This is a genomic window from Paenibacillus sp. J22P169 (assembly GCF_059691995.1).
The window spans coordinates 49,288-66,544 of the sequence record NZ_JCAUAO010000013.1 but is presented as its reverse complement, the minus strand read 5'-3'; the positions used below and the strand labels follow the sequence as shown (position 1 = coordinate 66,544).

Sequence of the window (17,257 nt, the reverse complement as noted above, 5' to 3'; positions counted from 1 at the left end):
GCTTATCCCTATTTGTTTGTGCTCGCAGGCCGCGAAAAACGCAAAAAAATACCGACCTCATCAGAGGTCGATTTTATAGGGAGGAGGGAATACCAGCGTTAACGTGTTCGGATGTGGCCGATGTGTTGATACTGCCTAGGAAGTCCATCGTGCGGCTCACATACGTTTTAGGCTCAGCACGATACAGAAGCTCATGCTTTGCGTTTGGAAGAATCCATAACTTAGAAGCGGTATTATGCTGCTGCTTGAACATCGATTCAACTAGGTTGTGGGGAGCTTTGTTGTCATTAGTGCCGTGGATCATAAAGATGGGCATCTCGTACGATGTCGTGGTTACTTTAGTGAAGGGAACGTCATGCAAGCTTACGCCATTCAATAAAGGAAAGAATAAACGGACAAGCGGCAGAGAAGGGTATTTAGGTAGGTGTACGACTTGATTCATATTTTGATAAAGGGTGTCCGAGTTCAACAGAAATGTACTGTCTAGGATCATCCCTGAAATATCTCCGTTTTGCTGCAGAGCAGTTTGTAAAGCAGTGCCTGCCCCCATGGAAAAGCCCCAAATAAAGATCGAACCGCCAGTCGACTGTTTGATGTAATCAATGGCCCCGAGCAGCTCTTGGGATTCTTGAACACCGCCCGTCATGAGGCGATCACTGCTTGGATTCACATAACCATAGTCAAACATGAGAACATTATACTGCTTTTTATGCAGCTCGCGGGCTAAGGTGTACAAAGGAACCCACTCTTCTTCGCGATTTCCGCCATAGCCATGTGAGAAAATGACAGTTTTACTCGACTCGACAGCTGGGATGAACCAGCCACCCAAGATGGATTTTCCATTTTGGCTAGGGAAGGAAACATCTGTGTATGGGAGCCGAGCAGCCTTCATCGGGTTTGAATGTAAAGGTGCTATTTGCGGCCGAGCCAAGGTCCAAGCAATGTAAGCGTGGAAGATGAGTACGACGGATGTGCATAGAATTAATAAGGCTAGAAGGGTTGTGGTGATAAGCTTTTTCCTGCGTAAAAAAGGTTGCGTCACCTGATCAAGAGTAGGCTGAAGCGATCCCGTTACAGGATTTAGTGTAGTTGTAGACATCGATGAAGCCTCCCTCCGTGATGATGTGTATATGACTGATGTGATAGTTAGAGGTGTGCGCAGTGAAGGGAGAGTTAATTATTTAAATATTCTGATAAGTGAAGAACTACTTTAATAGTATTATGAATGCGCTTTCAAGTCAATGTAGATGCGGCATTTGTAAGCCTTTTGTAACGGTTCTGTAATAATGGGAAAAAGAGGTGTTTGACCTTTACGGTTCCGTGTAGTTTCGTTATACTGAATATAACAAGGTTTCATATAGTGAAACAGTTTGGCTCATGAAGGTGGTGACTCTTCAATGGAAGATGGCAAGCTTACCGTGCGTGCTGTAGAGCGCGCTTTAGATATTATGCTTTGTTTCACGGGGGCGTCTGAATTGACGTTAACCGAAATTGCTACACGTGTGCAGCTTCATAAAAGCACGGTGCATCGCCTCCTAGCATCGCTAGAAGGCAAAGGCTTCATCATGCGCGATGAAGCGACGGATAAGTACAGACTGGGCTACCGTTTATGGGAGCTCTCTGCTAATTTATCCAAAGAAGGAGACCCCGGCATCATTCTGCTGCCGGAGATGGAACGACTGCGCGATCAGCTCGGCGAAACGATCTCGCTGTACGTGCAAGACGGCCTGGTGCGTGTCCGCATCCAAGCCGTGCAGAGCAACCATGCCATTCGCCGTGTTGCCCCTGTCGGGGCGCGAATGCCGCTTTACGTCGGCGCCTCGAGCAAGGTGCTCGTCGCCTTCGCTGAGCCAGGGCTGCTGGAGCAGCTGCTAACCTCGGCCGACTGGCCGACAGGGTTAGACACGCAGGCGTACCTGCAGCAGCTCAGCGACACAAGACGCGCGGGCTTCGCCACGAGCGTCGAAGAGCGAGAGCCAGGCGCGGCGGCTGTGTCCGCGCCGATTCTTGACCGCGGCGGCCGACTAGTGGCCGCCCTCGCGGTCTCGGGTCCAGCGAACAGGCTCACGCTGGAGCTGATGCAAGAGCAGGCGCCGACGATTATGGAGGCGGCGAGGCGGATGGGAACGATGCTGCGTTAAGCGGCATCGTTGTTTTTCATTCTCATTATCATCAAATAACGCATATTAGATGAAAAAGTTGAGAATACCTGCACAAGTGCAGGTATTCTTTTTCTATTCTTTTCCGTTCTTTCCGTCTCTACATCCAAGCGTGTTACCTTCGCCACTCTGACGGATGCTTTGCCGCTGAAAAGCCATACTAAAAGTGGGAAAGGGAGTGGGGCAAGTCATGAAGAAAACAGCCTCGATGCTGGCGATCTGGATAAGTCTGGCCAGTAACATCGTGCTGACCGCCATCAAAATCATTGTCGGACTTCTGTTCAATAGCCAAGTACTGATAGCCGACGGTATTCATAACGCTGGGGACGTTATCGCGACAGCAACTGCTTACAGCTCCATGAGGGTCTCTTCCAAGCCAGCGGATGTGGAGCATCCCTATGGGCATGGGAAAGCAGAGGTGCTTGGGGCTTTTATCGTCGCGATTATTTTGGGCGGAGCCGCTATTTATATTGGATATCACTCGATTTATGCCCTGTTCGAAACAGCGGGCGAGGCGCATATCATTGCCTTTTGTGCGGCTGTCATTTCACTCGTGTGGAAACAAATCCTTTATGTCTACACGATGCGGATAGGAAAGAAGCTCAACAGCAAAGGGCTGATAGCCACAGCCTTCGACCATTTAGCGGACGTGTACGCCTCTATCGCGGCTTCAGTGGGGATCGGCTTAGCATTGATCGGAGAGCACTACAACATTAGCTACTTGGCGTACGGAGATCCGGTAGCGGGGATCATCGTTTCCTTCCTTGTATTGAAGTTAGCCTACGAAATGGGCAGCGAATCCTTTGACATTTTGATGGAACGAAGCGTCAGTCCCACCTATATCGAGCAGTATGCTGCGTTGATCCGGTGTGTACCAGAGGTCAAGCGGATTGATCGACTTCGTGCGAGGGAACATGGCCATTACATATTAGTTGATGCGAGACTTGGCGTTCCAGGCCAGCTGACAATCCAAGAAGGTCACGATATCAGTCGCAGCATTAAGCGCAAAATTAAAGAGGCACATAGTGATGTGGATGAAGTGCTGGTTCACCTAAATCCATGGTATGAAGAGCAGGCTGACGCATGAGAGGTGCGTCAGTTTTTTTGTTTTGTTTTTTGGTTATTATTTACATTTACTCCGAATCACGTTAGATTAATCATAGCAACTTGCCGGGAGCGTCAATGTTAGAGTCGAGGGAGTGAAAGCTATGAGTCGGAGAGCCAGAGATATATGGTTAGGAATCGCAGTGGCCAATGGATGCGGAATCATCTTTATGCTTTTAACAGCTTATATCATCAAGGTAGCTACAGGAGTGGAAGGGATATTAATCTTGTCAGATTTCGTCCTACTTCCGTTTATCATGGGCATTATTAACGCTTATTTCTGGCGAAAACACCGCGTGACGGCTGGCCCATCCTTTGGGTACGCATTTCTTAATTTAGTTGTGGGTTTAATATATAGTTATTTCATGATGGGTGAGGGTTATATTTGCCTTATCATCGTGGCTCCATTGATTTACCTCTTTATTTTGCTGGGTATTCTGAGCGGCAAATTGATGTTCAAATGGAACCGAACAACGATGAATATCAGTGTTGTCGCGGCTATGATCGGACTGGTCTTAGTAAATGTGATTACCGCCGAGCCTGGTGAAAGTCAGGTCACAGATAGGATCTTGATACATGCTAAGCCAGAAGTCGTATGGCAAAATGTTACTGCATTTTCACCCATTACGTCAGATCCTGACTATTGGTTATTTAAAATCGGATTGCCAAGCCCCGTACAATCCACGGCAGAAGGCCATTATGTCGGCGCAGAACGTAAGTGCATTTTCAGCAACGGTATCGTTTTCGATGAGAAGATTGTAGAGTATGAAGAGAACCGAAAGCTAACCTTCGCGATTACAAAGCTGCCTGATGATCCGGAAATTCTAGGGCACTTAAGCTTGTCCAAAGGACAATTCATCTTAGAAGACAATGGTGACGGTACCACTACACTCGTCGGCACGAGCTGGTATGATTTGAAGGTGAAACCATCCCTTTATTTTGATATATGGACGAAAAGCATTATTCGCAACGTTCATCTAGAAGTTATGGAGCACATGAAAGAGCTAGCGGAACAAGCGTAAACCACAGTTTCTTTGTAACAAAAAAACACCTCTACTTGGCTCGCTTCATCAGCGGCTTCGTTTAGAGGTGTTTTCTACTTATATAACGTGCTCTTCACACGAATCGCATTACTTCGCAAAAATATGATTCCCGATCTGTACGATTTGTTGACGTGTCCAGATCCAAGAGCTAGTCGCTGTTTTCGGGTTGAAATAGTAGAGGGCGCCACCCGTTGGGTCCCAGCCTCTTACAGCTTCTAAGGCTGCTTTATAGGCTTGAGTATCTGGGGTTAAGTTATATTGGCCATCGCTGACTGCTGTAAAAGCACCAACCTCGAACACGATGCCCTGAATGGTAGTCTCGAACTGACTGGATTTTAAACGGTTCATAACGACCGCTCCAACAGCGACTTGACCTTCATAGGATTCGCCGCGTGCCTCACTGTAAATAACCTTAGCTAGCATATCAAGCTCAGCTTGGTTCACGGTGAATTTACGCAAGTATTCCCACGTTTGCGCACCAACAATCCCATCCACGCTAAGTCCATAATTCGTTTGGAATTTACGAACTGCCGCGGCTGTAATCGGACCATATTTTCCATCTATAGAAGGCTCATATATGCCTAAAGTTTTTAGTCGGAATTGTGCGTCCCATACGTCACCATTTTGTGTACCTTGCTTTAAAGTCGTAGCCTCTGCTGCGGATGCCTTCGGGCTCCACGTTCCTGCATTCATTCCTAAACCAAAGGAAGCTACGAGTGCGACTACGACTAGTTTTTTGATTAACATCATCTTCATCTCCCCTTTCGCTTTCCTCAGTATAGGTGCCGATATACGTCGTCTCAACCCGCAGTTTTTGGTAATGTAAGTCAATCCCTTGGGGGAGTAAGGGTTGAGCGGGCTCATTTTTTGATCAAAATAAGCGAATTAAACGTTTATTTTTCCATGAAAAGGAAAAAGCTCGGGACTGCCATGAAGGCAATCTCGAGCTTTTTTGTGTGTGTGTTTTGCTGGATACTTATAATTAGTTTTTGTTTTCTGCAAGAATGGAACGAAGAACGGTTTGCAGGATACCACCGTTACGGTAGTAGTCTACGTCTACCAAGCTATCCAAACGTACAAGTGCTGTGAATTCGAAGCTAGTTCCGTCTTCACGTGTAGCTGTCACTTTTACAGTGGAACCTGGTTGAACGTCATTGCTCAAACCAGTGATATCGAAAGTCTCGCGACCTGTAATACCTAGCGTTTTCCAGCTTTCGCCGTTAACGAATTGAAGTGGAAGAACACCCATTCCAACAAGGTTACTACGGTGAATACGCTCGAAGCTTTCTGCGATAACAGCTTTAACGCCTAGCAAGAAAGTACCTTTTGCTGCCCAGTCACGGGAAGATCCAGTTCCGTACTCTTTACCTGCGATAACGACAAGGTTTTGGCCTTCAGCTTGATACTTCATGGAAGCATCGTAGATGGACTCAACTTCGCCAGTTGGCAAGTAAGTTGTAACGCCGCCTTCAGTTCCTGGAGCCACTTGGTTACGAATACGGATGTTTGCGAACGTTCCGCGCATCATCACTTCGTGGTTACCACGACGGGAACCGTAGGAGTTGAAGTCTTCTCTTTTTACACCATGGTTGATCAAGTATTGGCCTCCAGGGCTGTCTACTTTGATGTTACCAGCAGGGGAGATGTGATCCGTTGTAACGGAATCGCCCATAAGTGCTAGTGTTTTTGCGCTGCGAATATCTGCGATATCATCAAGAACAGTTCCCAAATCTGTGAAGAACGGAGGCTCTTGGATGTACGTGGAGTTCGTGTCGAACTCGTACAGATCGCCTTCTGGAATTTGAATTTGGTTGAAACGCTCATTCGCGCGGAATACGTTGCTGTATTTGTCGCGGAACATGTCAGGGCTCATAGCAATGTTAAGTGCATCTTGAATCTCTTGGTTTGTAGGCCAAATGTCTTTCAAGTACACAGGTTTATCGTTTTGGTCATAACCGATTGGATCAGTTGCAAGGTCAATGTTAACAGTACCTGCAAGAGCATAAGCAACAACTAATGGAGGTGATCCAAGGTAGTTTGCTTTTACTTGTGCATGTACGCGGCCTTCAAAGTTACGGTTACCGGAGATAACAGCAGCAACAGTCATATCGTTGTCGATAATCGCTTTGCTTACTTCGTCTGGAAGCGGACCGGAGTTACCAATACAAGTTGCACAGCCGTAACCTGCAACGTGGAAGCCAAGAGCTTCAAGGGACTCAAGAAGGCCTGCTTTAATCAGGTACTCAGTAACAACAAGGGAACCTGGTGTCAAAGAGCTTTTTACGAAAGCTGGTTTTTTCAAACCAAGAGCTACCGCTTTTTTCGCTACGAGACCAGCACCGATCATAACGCTTGGGTTGGAAGTGTTCGTACAGGAAGTAATAGCCGCGATAACAACTGCGCCAGTACCCATTTTGACAGTTTCGCCACCTGGATAAACAACATCAACAACTTCAGCTACTTTCTCTTCAGTCAAGCCGTAGCCGCCTTTTTCGATCGGTGTACGGATGATAACGTTGAAAGATTCTTTCATGTTTGTAAGCTCAACGCGATCTTGCGGACGTTTAGGACCAGCTAAGCTTGGAACTACCGTGCTAAGATCAAGCTCAAGCACATCTGTGAACACTGGATCTGGTGTGCTGTCTGTGCGGAACATGCCTTGTGCTTTGTAGTAAGCTTCTACAAGCGCAATTTGCTCTTCCTCACGGCCAGTAGCACGCAAGTAGTTCAATGTTTCGTTATCGACAGGGAAGAAGCCGATTGTTGCGCCGTACTCAGGAGCCATGTTCGCAACTGTTGCACGGTCAGCCAAGGAAATGTTGCTTAGTCCAGGACCGAAGAACTCAACGAATTTACCAACAACGCCTTTTTTACGCAAAATTTGAGTAACTGTCAATGCCAAGTCAGTCGCTGTAGCGCCTTCTGCCAATTGACCAGTTAATTTGAAACCAACAACGTCTGGAGCTACGAAGTATAGAGGTTGACCAAGCATACCAGCTTCTGCTTCGATACCGCCAACGCCCCAACCTACAACACCAAGACCATTGATCATTGTTGTATGGGAGTCTGTACCTACGAGGGAATCCGGGTACACGACAGTTTCGCCATCGATTGTTTTCGTTGCTGCAACAGATGCCAAGTACTCCAAGTTAACTTGGTGAACGATACCTGTTGAAGGTGGCACTGCACGGAAGTTATCGAATGCTGTTTGTGCCCAACGCAAGAAACGGTAACGCTCTTCGTTTCTTTCGAACTCTAAGTTAATGTTCATTTCGAGTGCATCCGGGGATCCGAAAGCATCAACCATGACAGAGTGGTCAATTACAAGGTCTACAGGAACAAGCGGGTTAATACGTTTAGGATCTCCGCCTTCACGAGCCATGGTCGCACGCATTGCCGCAAGGTCAACGACGACTGGAACGCCTGTGAAATCTTGAAGAACGATACGAGCAGGGATGAATGGGATTTCTTTGTTCTCATCGCGGCCTTGAGCCCAGCCAGCGATTTGTTTCACGTGCTCACTTGTGATTGCGCGACCGTCAAATTGACGAATAGCAGCTTCGAGCAAAACGCGGATGGAAACAGGAAGATTGTTGATTGTGCCGTGACCTTGGCTTTCAAAGTCAGGAAGGCTGTAGTACTGGAACGATTTCGTGCCGACAGTTAACTGCTTACGCACAGAAAAAGAGTCCTTATTGGACATAGGTAGTTCCTCCTCAAATAATATAATATCTAACCATGCCATCGAATTTCATCTAGTGAAACTCGATTTCATAATTCCCTCTACCTCAAGTATAGCGCTTCGCCACGTGTGAGTAAAGATTAATTTCAATCATTTTTACCGTCAAAATGTCATATATTGAATCAATTCAAAGCAATTCGGGCTTGTCTTAACAAAACTTATAAATACCTTAATTAAAGTTTAAGGAGGGATACCAAGATGTCCTGGAAAACGGCGCTCTATAATTACGTACATGCAAAAAATCAGGCTGAGCTTGAGGGCTCAGCTGCACCCTTGGAAGCATTTGTCTCGGACAGCGCTTATGTACGGAAACAGGATGTCAAGGTGCGAAGGCTCCTGAACAGTTACCGAGATCGCGACGCTAAGCTGCTGCGCGGAGAGACGAAGCTCCGTATGCAAGGTGTTAAGGAATTGCCGTATGGCATTATTGCGGATATCCAGCTGCATCGATTTTTGACCTATCAAATGGGTTCGATAGAACATCAGGAGGAGCGGATAGAGTCAGAGCGTGTGATTATTGAGCAAAACGCATTAGGTTGGAAGGTGCAAAGTGCGGAGCCGTTACAAAGTGAAAAGTCCCAGCCTAGCCGCGGTCGCAGCCTCCATTTGTCAGAGAATGAAACATTCATAGACACATTGCGCAGCTCACCATCTCTTCCTTATATCAATCCTAGTATACGCAATACGAGTGGTCTGGAATCCGCTCCTCGTAAAATCATTTATAATCGTCCCAAAGCCGTCCAATATGCGGAAATGTGGTGGCAAAAACCGAATCCGCGGTACGAGTATTTTGAAGTAGATTGCACGAATTATGTCTCGCAATGCCTCTTTGCAGGCGGGGCTCCAATGGACTATACTGGGAAAAGGGATTCGGGCTGGTGGTATGGCGGCAAAAAAGGGCATCAAGAGCTCTGGAGCTATAGTTGGGCAGTAGCCAACAGCTTGCATCACTACTTAGAACGTCCCCATACGCATGGATTGACAGGTACAGTTGTCAAAGATCCTAGGGAGCTTCAGCCAGGAGATACCATAAGCTATGATTGGGATGGCGACGGCCGCTTCCAGCACAACACAATTGTTATAGGTAAAGATGCCAATGGGATGCCACTAGTTAATGCACATACCTTTAATAGTCGCAATCGTTATTGGGCATATAAGGATTCACCTGCTTGGTCAGAAAGGACGAAGTACGTGTTTATTCATGTTGCTGATGAAATGTAGGAAGGCATAGAGATTGTAAATACTAGACGGAGGTACGTAATGAGCCGCAAAATACGAATTGGATTAATTTATGGAGGGAAATCCGGGGAGCATGACGTATCATTGCAAACAGCATTGGCCGTTATGAAAGCTGTGGACTTCACGAAATATGAGATTACACCGTTCTACATATCCAAAAAAGGGGAGTGGAGAAGCGGTGCACCTCTTCTAGGTCCGGCTGAATCCAAGGAAGTACTGACATTCAGTACTGGAGATGCAGGAGCTCCTGCTTCGAACGCACTGGCACCGATTTTCGGTGGTATTCAAACGAAGGGCGATGTAGCTGTTTCTTCTATTACATCCGCTGGTGCGGAGGATCTCGGATTAGATGTTGTGTTCCCGCTTTTACACGGCACCTTCGGAGAAGATGGGACGATTCAAGGTCTCTTAGAAATGGCGAATATTCCATATGTAGGCGCTGGCGTACTGGCTTCTGCTGTAGGCATGGATAAAGTCATGATGAAAAAGGTTTTCGCACAGGAAGGGCTTCCTCAGTGCATTTTCCGTCATTTTACTCGTACCGAGTGGGAAAAGAACCGCGCTTATCACCTTATGGAGTTGGAAACAGCGATTGGCTACCCATGCTTCGTAAAGCCAGCTAACTTAGGTTCAAGCGTTGGGATTTCCAAAGCGAGAAATCAAGAAGAGCTTATCGCGGCGGTTGCGTTTGCTTTCCAATACGATCGCAAAGTCATTATTGAAGAAAATATCGATGCCCGTGAAATCGAAGTTGCGGTTCTGGGGAATGATGAGCCTATCGCTTCCGTTGTTGGTGAGATCGTGTCTTCGAATGAATTCTACGATTACAAAGCCAAGTATCTGGATGGCAAATCGGCCATGATCATCCCTGCAGAGATCTCCGAGGAGATATCGGATGAGGTCAGAGCACTGGCGCTCCGTGCATTCTTGGCAGTAGATGGCAGCGGCTTGTCACGTGTGGACTTTTTCCTAGGCAAAATCGATCAGAAGATCTATATCAATGAAATTAATACGATGCCAGGCTTTACGCCGTTCAGCATGTACCCATTGCTATGGCAAGAGACAGGTAAGCCATACAAAGAGCTGCTGGATGATCTCATTCGTTTGGCACTTGAGCGACATGCAGCTAAGCAAAATATCCAATATTCTTTCGATGCGGAGTAGATGAGCTATGGGTTTTCAAACGGAATTCAATTCAGTTTGTAAGTTTAAGTCCGAACAGGAGCTCTATGAGCTGCTGGAGTATGGCCGCGGCAAAATGGTAAAGAGCGGCTTCCGCGTTTTCCCGACAGGTCAGAAGGTCATCGCGTACACGCCTGAGAATCAAGCGATTGCGATTGTTCGTATCGTAGCTTCCATCGCGGAAATCAATTTCCAAGGTGAAGAGGTCACACAGGTGGAAATGGAGCTCATCCGTCGGTTGACAGAGGAAGAGGCTCGGATCCAGACCTCGCTTGCGTACGAAATGTTTTTCGGAGAGCAAGCTTAAGAAGAACAGATAGAGGAAGCACCGTCCTTGCAGGCGGTGCTTCTTTTATCTGTTATGACGCTATCTTTTGTCCCTTTCGAGCAGAGTGCTAGCTTCATATACTAGCTTATCCTACTAGAAAGTTCTGTTGTACGATGGCGCGATGGCGATCCGATTAATGTTCGTATTTAATTTCAGCCCCTTCTGACGTTTGAACGTCGAAGGGTCTGTTTGTATGTGCACCTATTCGCTAGGGTAATCTAATTATGAGAAAATCCGGGTTTTTCAGCAGCACCCAGCACCAAGTAGTAGCCGTACATTCCATTTGAAATCGAATCTGGAGGTTAACCGAACATGCTTATTCGCCTAGGATATGTAGCCATGTCCACTGTGGTAAAGAATGCTTCCCCGTCCAAGACGATGACGGCAACAAACTTCAACAAGTTGCTTGATCGAGAGGCCGCCATCCGTAAGTTAGAGCGAATTGGCGCTGAAAATTTACATAATACGCTCCGCTTGCTCAAACATAATCGTGCTCATGACATCATGGTGTTTCGGTTTTCTTCTCGGTTTATCCCGCTGATTGGCCATGAAATGCTAGGTGACTGGGATCCGATCCCATCCTTATCTGCGGAGTTTGAGGAGCTTGGCAGCTATGCGAAGCAGAATAACATGCGCGTCAGCTTCCATCCCGATCACTTCACCGTGCTTAGCACGCCACGGAAGGACGTTTTAGAGAAGTCTGTTCAGGATTTGGAGCGACATTCCGCCATGCTGAACGCCATGGGTCTTGGCATGGAAGCCATGTGCAACATCCATGTTGGAGGCTCCTATGGGGATAAAACGAAGGCAGCGAAGCGATTTGTTCAGAATTTCAGCGCGCTGCGCCAGCCAGTTCAACACCGAATCACACTCGAAAATGATGACAAAACCTTCAATGCGCTAGAAACGCTTGAGATTGCCGAGGAGGTCGGTGCTCCTATGGTACTGGATGTACATCATCATGCGGTCAACAACAATGGCGAAGACGCCGTCGAGCTATGGCCACGCATTCAGGAGACCTGGCTGAAGCGCGCACGCTTGCATCTGGATGAGGCATCAGCTTCTCTCCCTCCGAAAATCCATGTTTCCAGCCCAAAGGGTGAAACGGAGCCAAGAAGCCACGCCGATTACGTGGAGGTAGAACCTTTATTTACGTTTCTCAAAGCGATAGCTCCGATCACACCGAAGCTGGATATCATGATCGAAGCCAAGATGAAGGATAGCGCCCTTTTCAAACTTATGGAGGACCTTAAGGGACAAGAAGGCGTCACAGCACTCGATGAAGCCTCGTTGCAGCTCTAATCCCATATTTTTCTTGAATTGTTGGACAAAATGGGGTACTTTGGAGAATGAACGACTAACCATCCCATTGTGAGAGGGGCTTCTACGAACCATGAGTCAATTATTAAACGGAAAAAATATACTTGTAATGGGTGTTGCCAATGACCGCAGTATCGCTTGGGCCATTGCACAATCTTTAGCTGCACAAGGCGCTAATCTGGTGTTCACGTACGAAAATGAGCGTGTTGAAGAACGCGTGCGCAAGCTAGCTGATACGATTCCAGGCTCAACTTTGATGCCTTGTAACGTAACTGTAGATGCAGAGATCGATACATTGGCATCTGCGCTCAAAGAGAAGTTCGGTGTTGTGCACGGTCTTGTACATAGTATTGCTTTTGCTAAAACAGAAGAGCTTGACGGATTGTTCGTAGATACTTCACGTGATGGTTTTGCGCTTGCGCATGACATCAGTGCATACTCCCTCGTTGCAGTCTCCAAACGCATCTACCCGCTGATGACAGAAGGTGGAAGCATTATGACCATGACGTACCTTGGCGCAGAGCGCGCTATGAAGAACTACAACGTTATGGGTGTTGCCAAAGCAGCACTTGAAGCTAGCGTACGTTACTTGGCGGCAGATCTTGGCCAATACGGCATTCGTGTAAACGGTATTTCAGCGGGTCCAATCCGTACTTTGGCGGCAAAAGGGATCAAGGATTTCAATTCCATCCTGCGTCAAGTTGAAGAGAAAGCTCCGCTTCGTAAAACAACAGATACAGCTGAAGTTGGCGACACGGCTATGTTCCTAATGAGCAACTTGTCCCGCGGTATCACGGGCGAAGTTATTTATGTAGACGGCGGGTACCACATCGTTGGTATTTAAGTGAAGACCCTATTTTCATAGATAGAAAAAGAAAGAAATCCGTACGGCCTTGGTGCCGATACGGTTTTTTTCGCTTTTTTCCGCGGCCAATGTGAAAATGTACGAATAATTTAGGATGAAACGCACTAGTATTAGAAACGTATAATTTACTATACTTAACGTATTATCTAAATTAATGAAAAGAAAGAGTTGATATATATGGTACAAGGTGAGACGGAAACCTTCGTTGTTGGGAGCAAAAGTTTTACAGCAGTAGCCATTAATACGGCAGCCAAAGCAGGACAATGGATCAAGACCAAGCTCGGGGACATCAATCATGTAGGGACAAAGCACTCTGCTCAAGACTTGGTGACAGAGGTCGATAAAGGATCTGAGAAGCTGATTCGCAATCTGATTATGACGCACTTCCCGAATCATTCCATCCTTGGGGAAGAAGGGGTTGAGCCAGGACCGGAGGCATCGGCCAAAGCGCTGCAAGAGATGAGCGACGAAGAGTACCTTTGGATCGTAGATCCGATTGATGGCACGACGAACTTCGTTCATGGTTTTCCTTTCTTCTCCGTATCGATTGCATTGGCGCATAAAGGTGAAGTCATCGTAGGTGTCGTATACGACCCATCACGCGACGAGCTGTTTGTTGCTGAGAAGGGGAAAGGCGCTTACATGCACGGCAAAAAGACAGAGGTCTCCGAAGATGAGACACTGCTAACCAGCTTAATCGCTACTGGATTCCCGGCTGATCGTGATGGGGCGCTGCCAATTAACCTGAAAGGTGTTCAGGCGCTGTCGCCTAAGGTTCGTAACATCCGAGTCGCAGGCTCAGCTGCGCTGCATTTGGCTTATGTGGCTGCTGGACGTCTTAGCGGCTTTTGGGAAATCGGCCTCAATGCCTGGGATATTGCTGCGGGTGCTTTGCTCATTCAAGAGTCAGGCGGCCGTGTGACGGATACCGAAGGTAAGCCTTATCATCTGGGTGTTCGTAATGTGATGGCAACGAATGGACGCATTCATGAAGAGTTTCAGCGCGAACTGGCAGTGGCCGAGGCGACAGGGTTATAGAGTGAAAAACCAACCTCTTGCATGGTTGTTCCTTAAGGAATGATTATGCAAGAGGTTTTTTCCTCTATTTGGAAACCGTAAGGGCCTTCGTAAAAGTCTGGTGAAATCCGTGCAAATCCACTATAATATGAGATATCTCATTTATTTAAACGTTTCAATTAACGGGACACGCGAGTCGTGATCGGAATGGATGGAGTGCTTCTATGTCGGTTAATACAGGATCAGGACCAGATATTATTACGTTTGGAGAAACAATGGCGTTGCTCATGCCTTCAGGCGGCAAGGGCTTGGAGTACTCTTCTGAGTTACACAGCCTGTTTGGAGGTGCGGAGAGTAATGTGGCGATCGGCATTTCACGTCTTGGCGGCAGCGTAGGCTGGTTCGGCAGGCTAGGCAAGGACCCCCTGGGTCGTATGATTTTCAAAAAAATCCGTGGTGAAGGCGTCGATGTTTCTCGCGCGGAGTTGACTGCAGAAGCGCCGACAGGTCTCATGATGCGTGAAGTGCTAATGGGCAAAACGTCCGTTTACTACTATCGCAAAAACTCGGCAGCAAGTCAGATGAGCCCGAAACATTTGGATGAGGCGTACATTGCTGGGGCTAAAATATTGCATATTACCGGTATCACACCGGCGCTCAGTGAGTCGTGCAGGGAGGCAGCTTTTGAAGCTGTTCGCTTAGCACGCAAGCATGGCGTAAAGGTGAGCTTTGATCCGAATTTACGCTTGAAGCTATGGAACATCGAAGGGGCACGGCCTGTGCTGCTTGAGCTTGCGAAGCTGTCTGATATTTTCCTGCCAGGCTTGGATGAGCTGAAGCTGCTGTACCAAACAGAAGACTGGGATGTCATTGTTAGCAAGCTGCGCGAATTGTCGGCCGTATCCATCGTCAAAGGTGGAGAAGATGTGACGTATGTTGTGACAGCCGATTCTATTACGACGGTGCCTTACTTCAAAGCGGAGCATGTCATTGATACCGTGGGGGCGGGCGATGGGTTTTGCGCGGGCTTTTTGGTTGGCGTGCTGAAGTCGTATGAGTACCCTGAGGCCGTTCGCATCGGGAATTTGGTGGGCTCCATGATCGTGCAGACGGAAGGCGACTGGGAAGGCGCTCCAACGTGGGAGCAAGTGGAAGCGGTACTTAACAACATTAAACATATAGAACGTTAATAGTACCTAGGGATGTAAAAAAATAACAAATACTGGCTTACACATAGAAGGGAAGATGATTGTGAAGAAACTTCAATTACTTCAGCAAATTACAAATGAGGGTGTCGTTGCCGTCCTACGCGGGGATACACCAGAAGAAGTCGTCGAAATGGCGGATCAAGCTATCGCCGGAGGTATTAAAGTCATCGAAGTCACGATGACCGTGCCTTTCGCGCTGCGCGCAATCGAGGAGCTTGCGAAGCGCTACTCGAGCACAGCGAAGGACGCGTCCAAGTACGCGATCATCGGGGTGGGCACAGCCCTTGACCCCGAAACGGCGCGTGCCGCGATCCTAAGCGGGGCCGAATTCGTTGTCGGCCCATCCTTGAACCCTAACACGGTTACACTGTGTAACCGGTATCGTGTGCCGATCATGCCAGGGTGCATGACGATTGCTGATATCCAAACCGCCTTGGAGCTCGGCGTGGATATTGTAAAGCTCTTCCCGGGTAATCTGTACTCCCCGGCGATGATTAAGGCCATTAAAGGTCCGCTGCCACAGGCGAACATTATGCCTACTGGCGGGGTTTCGCTGAGCAACCTCGGCGAGTGGATCCAGGCCGGCGCAGTTGCCGTCGGCATCGGCTCCGATTTGACCAGCGAAGCGGTCAAAACAGGAAACTACAGCCTTGTTGCAAAGAGGGCTGCGCAATATATCGAGGCCTACCAAGCGGCCAAGAAGTAGGTAAGTACGTACGCTCCGTCGAATTTAGGACGGAGCGTATTTTTTTGTTCGGAAGGAACTGGAGGAGACACCATGTATCGAGGACGGGCTAGACTTCTTTTGCTGAGCGTGGACAACTTGGCAGCTTCATTAGCTTTTCATAAGAACCAGCTGGGCTGGGAAGTGATAGAGCTCGCCGAAGAGAGTGAAGCAGCATTGCTGCACATTGGCGGGACAGAGGATCAGGCAGTGATATGTGCGGGGGGAGAAGACCAAGACCAGTTAAAGTCCTACATGGAGCGTTGGCTGCAGCCGAATCATACCACCCCGCAACTAGGGAGTCTTGTGTACGTTGGCGTTGCCTCTGTGGCGGAGATGGAGTTGAGTTTACGCTCAATTGGCTGCACTGTCGCGATGAAGAGCACGGAAGAATCGGGACACATTCGTGAACTGCATGTGCCCACGATAGATGGGTACATCTTGGTGTATTGGGAAGAACTGTTTCTGTCTGACAATGACATTATGCGGATGTACGAGACGGGAGCCGCCGAGCTGGAGAATGCCATAGAAGGCTTGTTCGATGCTCAACTCAGCTTAAGGGAAGTGCCTGGGAAATGGTCCATACGCGAGCACGTGCTGCACCTTATCGATCTGGAGCTAGTCGCTATGCACAAAGTGAAATTTGCCTTGGCCGAGCCAGGTCGGATGTACCAAGGCAATTCTTTCCAACCAGATGATTGGCAGAAGGGACTGGCCTATGCAGATAGACCGATTGAGAGCGAAGTACAACTATTCCTAGCGGCTAGAAGGCATATCCTCGGCTTGTGTAACCATCTGCCAGATGCGCTGGAGCGAACCATACGAACGACGAATCGGGAAGAGACCGTTGCCCAATTGTTAAAAATGATGGCTGGACATGCGAACCATCACGTACGCGCGATTAAGCGAATTCGCGAGAAGAATGGCTGCTAGAGTCTGCTCTTAAGACTGCGCGGCTCTATAAAGACTATCCCCATGGCTCAGGCTTCAAAAGTTGTTGAACGTCCTAAGTGAAAAGGATAGTGCACAGTTCATATAAATACACAAAGAACCCGATGACCTTGTTTCCTTAGAAACAGGTCGAACGGGTTGCTTTGTGTTGGTCCCTCTTTAACGTGTGGGAGGAGAGGGGGGAACTTATTTACTTCTTACTTCCCGCATCATACTCGCTGGCGAATTCCGCCAGGGCTTTCACCTTACCATGTGGTGGATGTTGAGCTTGTTTACGACCCTTCCATGCAGCTTCTTCGCGGCGTTTTGAGTGGCTCATCGCTAAAAACCTCCTCTGGCATGCGGATGGTGTTGCACTAATAAATTGTGATAGAT

The 17,257-nt window shown here is 47.9% G+C and carries 16 protein-coding genes; 12 read left to right on the top strand and 4 right to left on the bottom strand.

Annotated elements, in window-relative coordinates; translation table 11 throughout:
• Positions 1 to 73: 73 nt before the first annotated feature.
• Positions 74 to 1,099: an alpha/beta hydrolase gene (locus AC58QG_RS32870; protein ID WP_497366233.1), complete on the bottom strand. Its 1,026-nt coding sequence runs from the start codon at positions 1,097 to 1,099 to the stop codon at positions 74 to 76.
• A 298-nt stretch (positions 1,100 to 1,397) separates the two neighbouring features.
• On the opposite strand from AC58QG_RS32870, the gene AC58QG_RS32865 reads away from it, so the two are divergent.
• The 3 genes from AC58QG_RS32865 to AC58QG_RS32855 all read left to right on the top strand — a co-directional run bounded on the left by AC58QG_RS32865 (position 1,398) and on the right by AC58QG_RS32855 (position 4,285).
• On the top strand, positions 1,398 to 2,141 hold the full coding sequence (locus AC58QG_RS32865) for an IclR family transcriptional regulator (protein WP_056617559.1): 744 nt from the start codon (positions 1,398 to 1,400) through the stop codon (positions 2,139 to 2,141).
• 208 nt (positions 2,142 to 2,349) lie between these two features.
• On the top strand, positions 2,350 to 3,246 hold the full coding sequence (locus AC58QG_RS32860) for a cation diffusion facilitator family transporter (RefSeq protein WP_497366232.1): 897 nt from the start codon (positions 2,350 to 2,352) through the stop codon (positions 3,244 to 3,246).
• A 121-nt stretch (positions 3,247 to 3,367) separates the two neighbouring features.
• Complete coding sequence (locus AC58QG_RS32855) at positions 3,368 to 4,285, top strand: SRPBCC family protein (RefSeq protein ID WP_497366231.1); 918 nt, start codon at positions 3,368 to 3,370, stop codon at positions 4,283 to 4,285.
• A gap of 108 nt (positions 4,286 to 4,393) precedes the next feature.
• On the opposite strand, the gene sleB is transcribed toward AC58QG_RS32855, so the two are convergent.
• Positions 4,394 to 5,062, bottom strand: a complete 669-nt coding sequence (gene sleB / locus AC58QG_RS32850) for a spore cortex-lytic enzyme (protein WP_497366230.1) — start codon at positions 5,060 to 5,062, stop codon at positions 4,394 to 4,396.
• Between the two features lie 226 nt (positions 5,063 to 5,288).
• Positions 5,289 to 8,009 carry an aconitate hydratase AcnA gene (gene acnA, locus AC58QG_RS32845; RefSeq protein ID WP_497366229.1) on the bottom strand — a complete coding sequence of 907 codons (2,721 nt, stop codon included), beginning with the start codon at positions 8,007 to 8,009 and terminating at the stop codon, positions 5,289 to 5,291.
• A 237-nt stretch (positions 8,010 to 8,246) separates the two neighbouring features.
• Here acnA and AC58QG_RS32840 point away from each other — a divergent pair, with 237 nt between their 5' ends.
• From AC58QG_RS32840 to AC58QG_RS32800, 9 genes are all read left to right on the top strand, one after another.
• Positions 8,247 to 9,269, top strand: coding sequence for an amidase domain-containing protein (locus AC58QG_RS32840; RefSeq protein ID WP_497366228.1), 1,023 nt, complete (start codon positions 8,247 to 8,249; stop codon positions 9,267 to 9,269).
• Between the two features lie 39 nt (positions 9,270 to 9,308).
• Positions 9,309 to 10,451, top strand: a complete 1,143-nt coding sequence (locus AC58QG_RS32835) for a D-alanine--D-alanine ligase (RefSeq protein WP_497366227.1) — start codon at positions 9,309 to 9,311, stop codon at positions 10,449 to 10,451.
• Positions 10,452 to 10,458: 7 nt separating this feature from the next.
• On the top strand, positions 10,459 to 10,776 hold the full coding sequence (locus AC58QG_RS32830) for a hypothetical protein (RefSeq protein WP_436233791.1): 318 nt from the start codon (positions 10,459 to 10,461) through the stop codon (positions 10,774 to 10,776).
• Between the two features lie 333 nt (positions 10,777 to 11,109).
• Positions 11,110 to 12,099: a UV DNA damage repair endonuclease UvsE gene (gene uvsE / locus AC58QG_RS32825; protein ID WP_497366226.1), complete on the top strand. Its 990-nt coding sequence runs from the start codon at positions 11,110 to 11,112 to the stop codon at positions 12,097 to 12,099.
• Positions 12,100 to 12,190: 91 nt separating this feature from the next.
• A complete protein-coding gene (gene fabI, locus AC58QG_RS32820; RefSeq protein ID WP_497366224.1) occupies positions 12,191 to 12,961 on the top strand; it encodes an enoyl-ACP reductase FabI in 771 nt (256 codons plus the stop codon).
• Between the two features lie 198 nt (positions 12,962 to 13,159).
• Positions 13,160 to 14,020 (top strand): inositol monophosphatase family protein, encoded by an 861-nt coding sequence (locus AC58QG_RS32815; protein ID WP_497366223.1) that lies wholly within the window; start codon positions 13,160 to 13,162, stop codon positions 14,018 to 14,020.
• Between the two features lie 203 nt (positions 14,021 to 14,223).
• The gene (locus AC58QG_RS32810; RefSeq protein WP_497366222.1) at positions 14,224 to 15,189 is read left to right on the top strand and encodes a sugar kinase; all 966 of its coding nucleotides are present in this window, start codon (positions 14,224 to 14,226) and stop codon (positions 15,187 to 15,189) included.
• A 61-nt stretch (positions 15,190 to 15,250) separates the two neighbouring features.
• A complete protein-coding gene (locus AC58QG_RS32805; protein ID WP_497366221.1) occupies positions 15,251 to 15,913 on the top strand; it encodes a bifunctional 2-keto-4-hydroxyglutarate aldolase/2-keto-3-deoxy-6-phosphogluconate aldolase in 663 nt (220 codons plus the stop codon).
• Positions 15,914 to 15,985: 72 nt separating this feature from the next.
• Positions 15,986 to 16,864 carry a DinB family protein gene (locus AC58QG_RS32800; RefSeq protein ID WP_497366220.1) on the top strand — a complete coding sequence of 293 codons (879 nt, stop codon included), beginning with the start codon at positions 15,986 to 15,988 and terminating at the stop codon, positions 16,862 to 16,864.
• 208 nt (positions 16,865 to 17,072) lie between these two features.
• Here AC58QG_RS32800 and AC58QG_RS32795 read toward each other — a convergent pair whose 3' ends face one another.
• Positions 17,073 to 17,201: a DUF6254 family protein gene (locus AC58QG_RS32795; RefSeq protein WP_497366219.1), complete on the bottom strand. Its 129-nt coding sequence runs from the start codon at positions 17,199 to 17,201 to the stop codon at positions 17,073 to 17,075.
• Positions 17,202 to 17,257 lie beyond the last annotated feature (56 nt).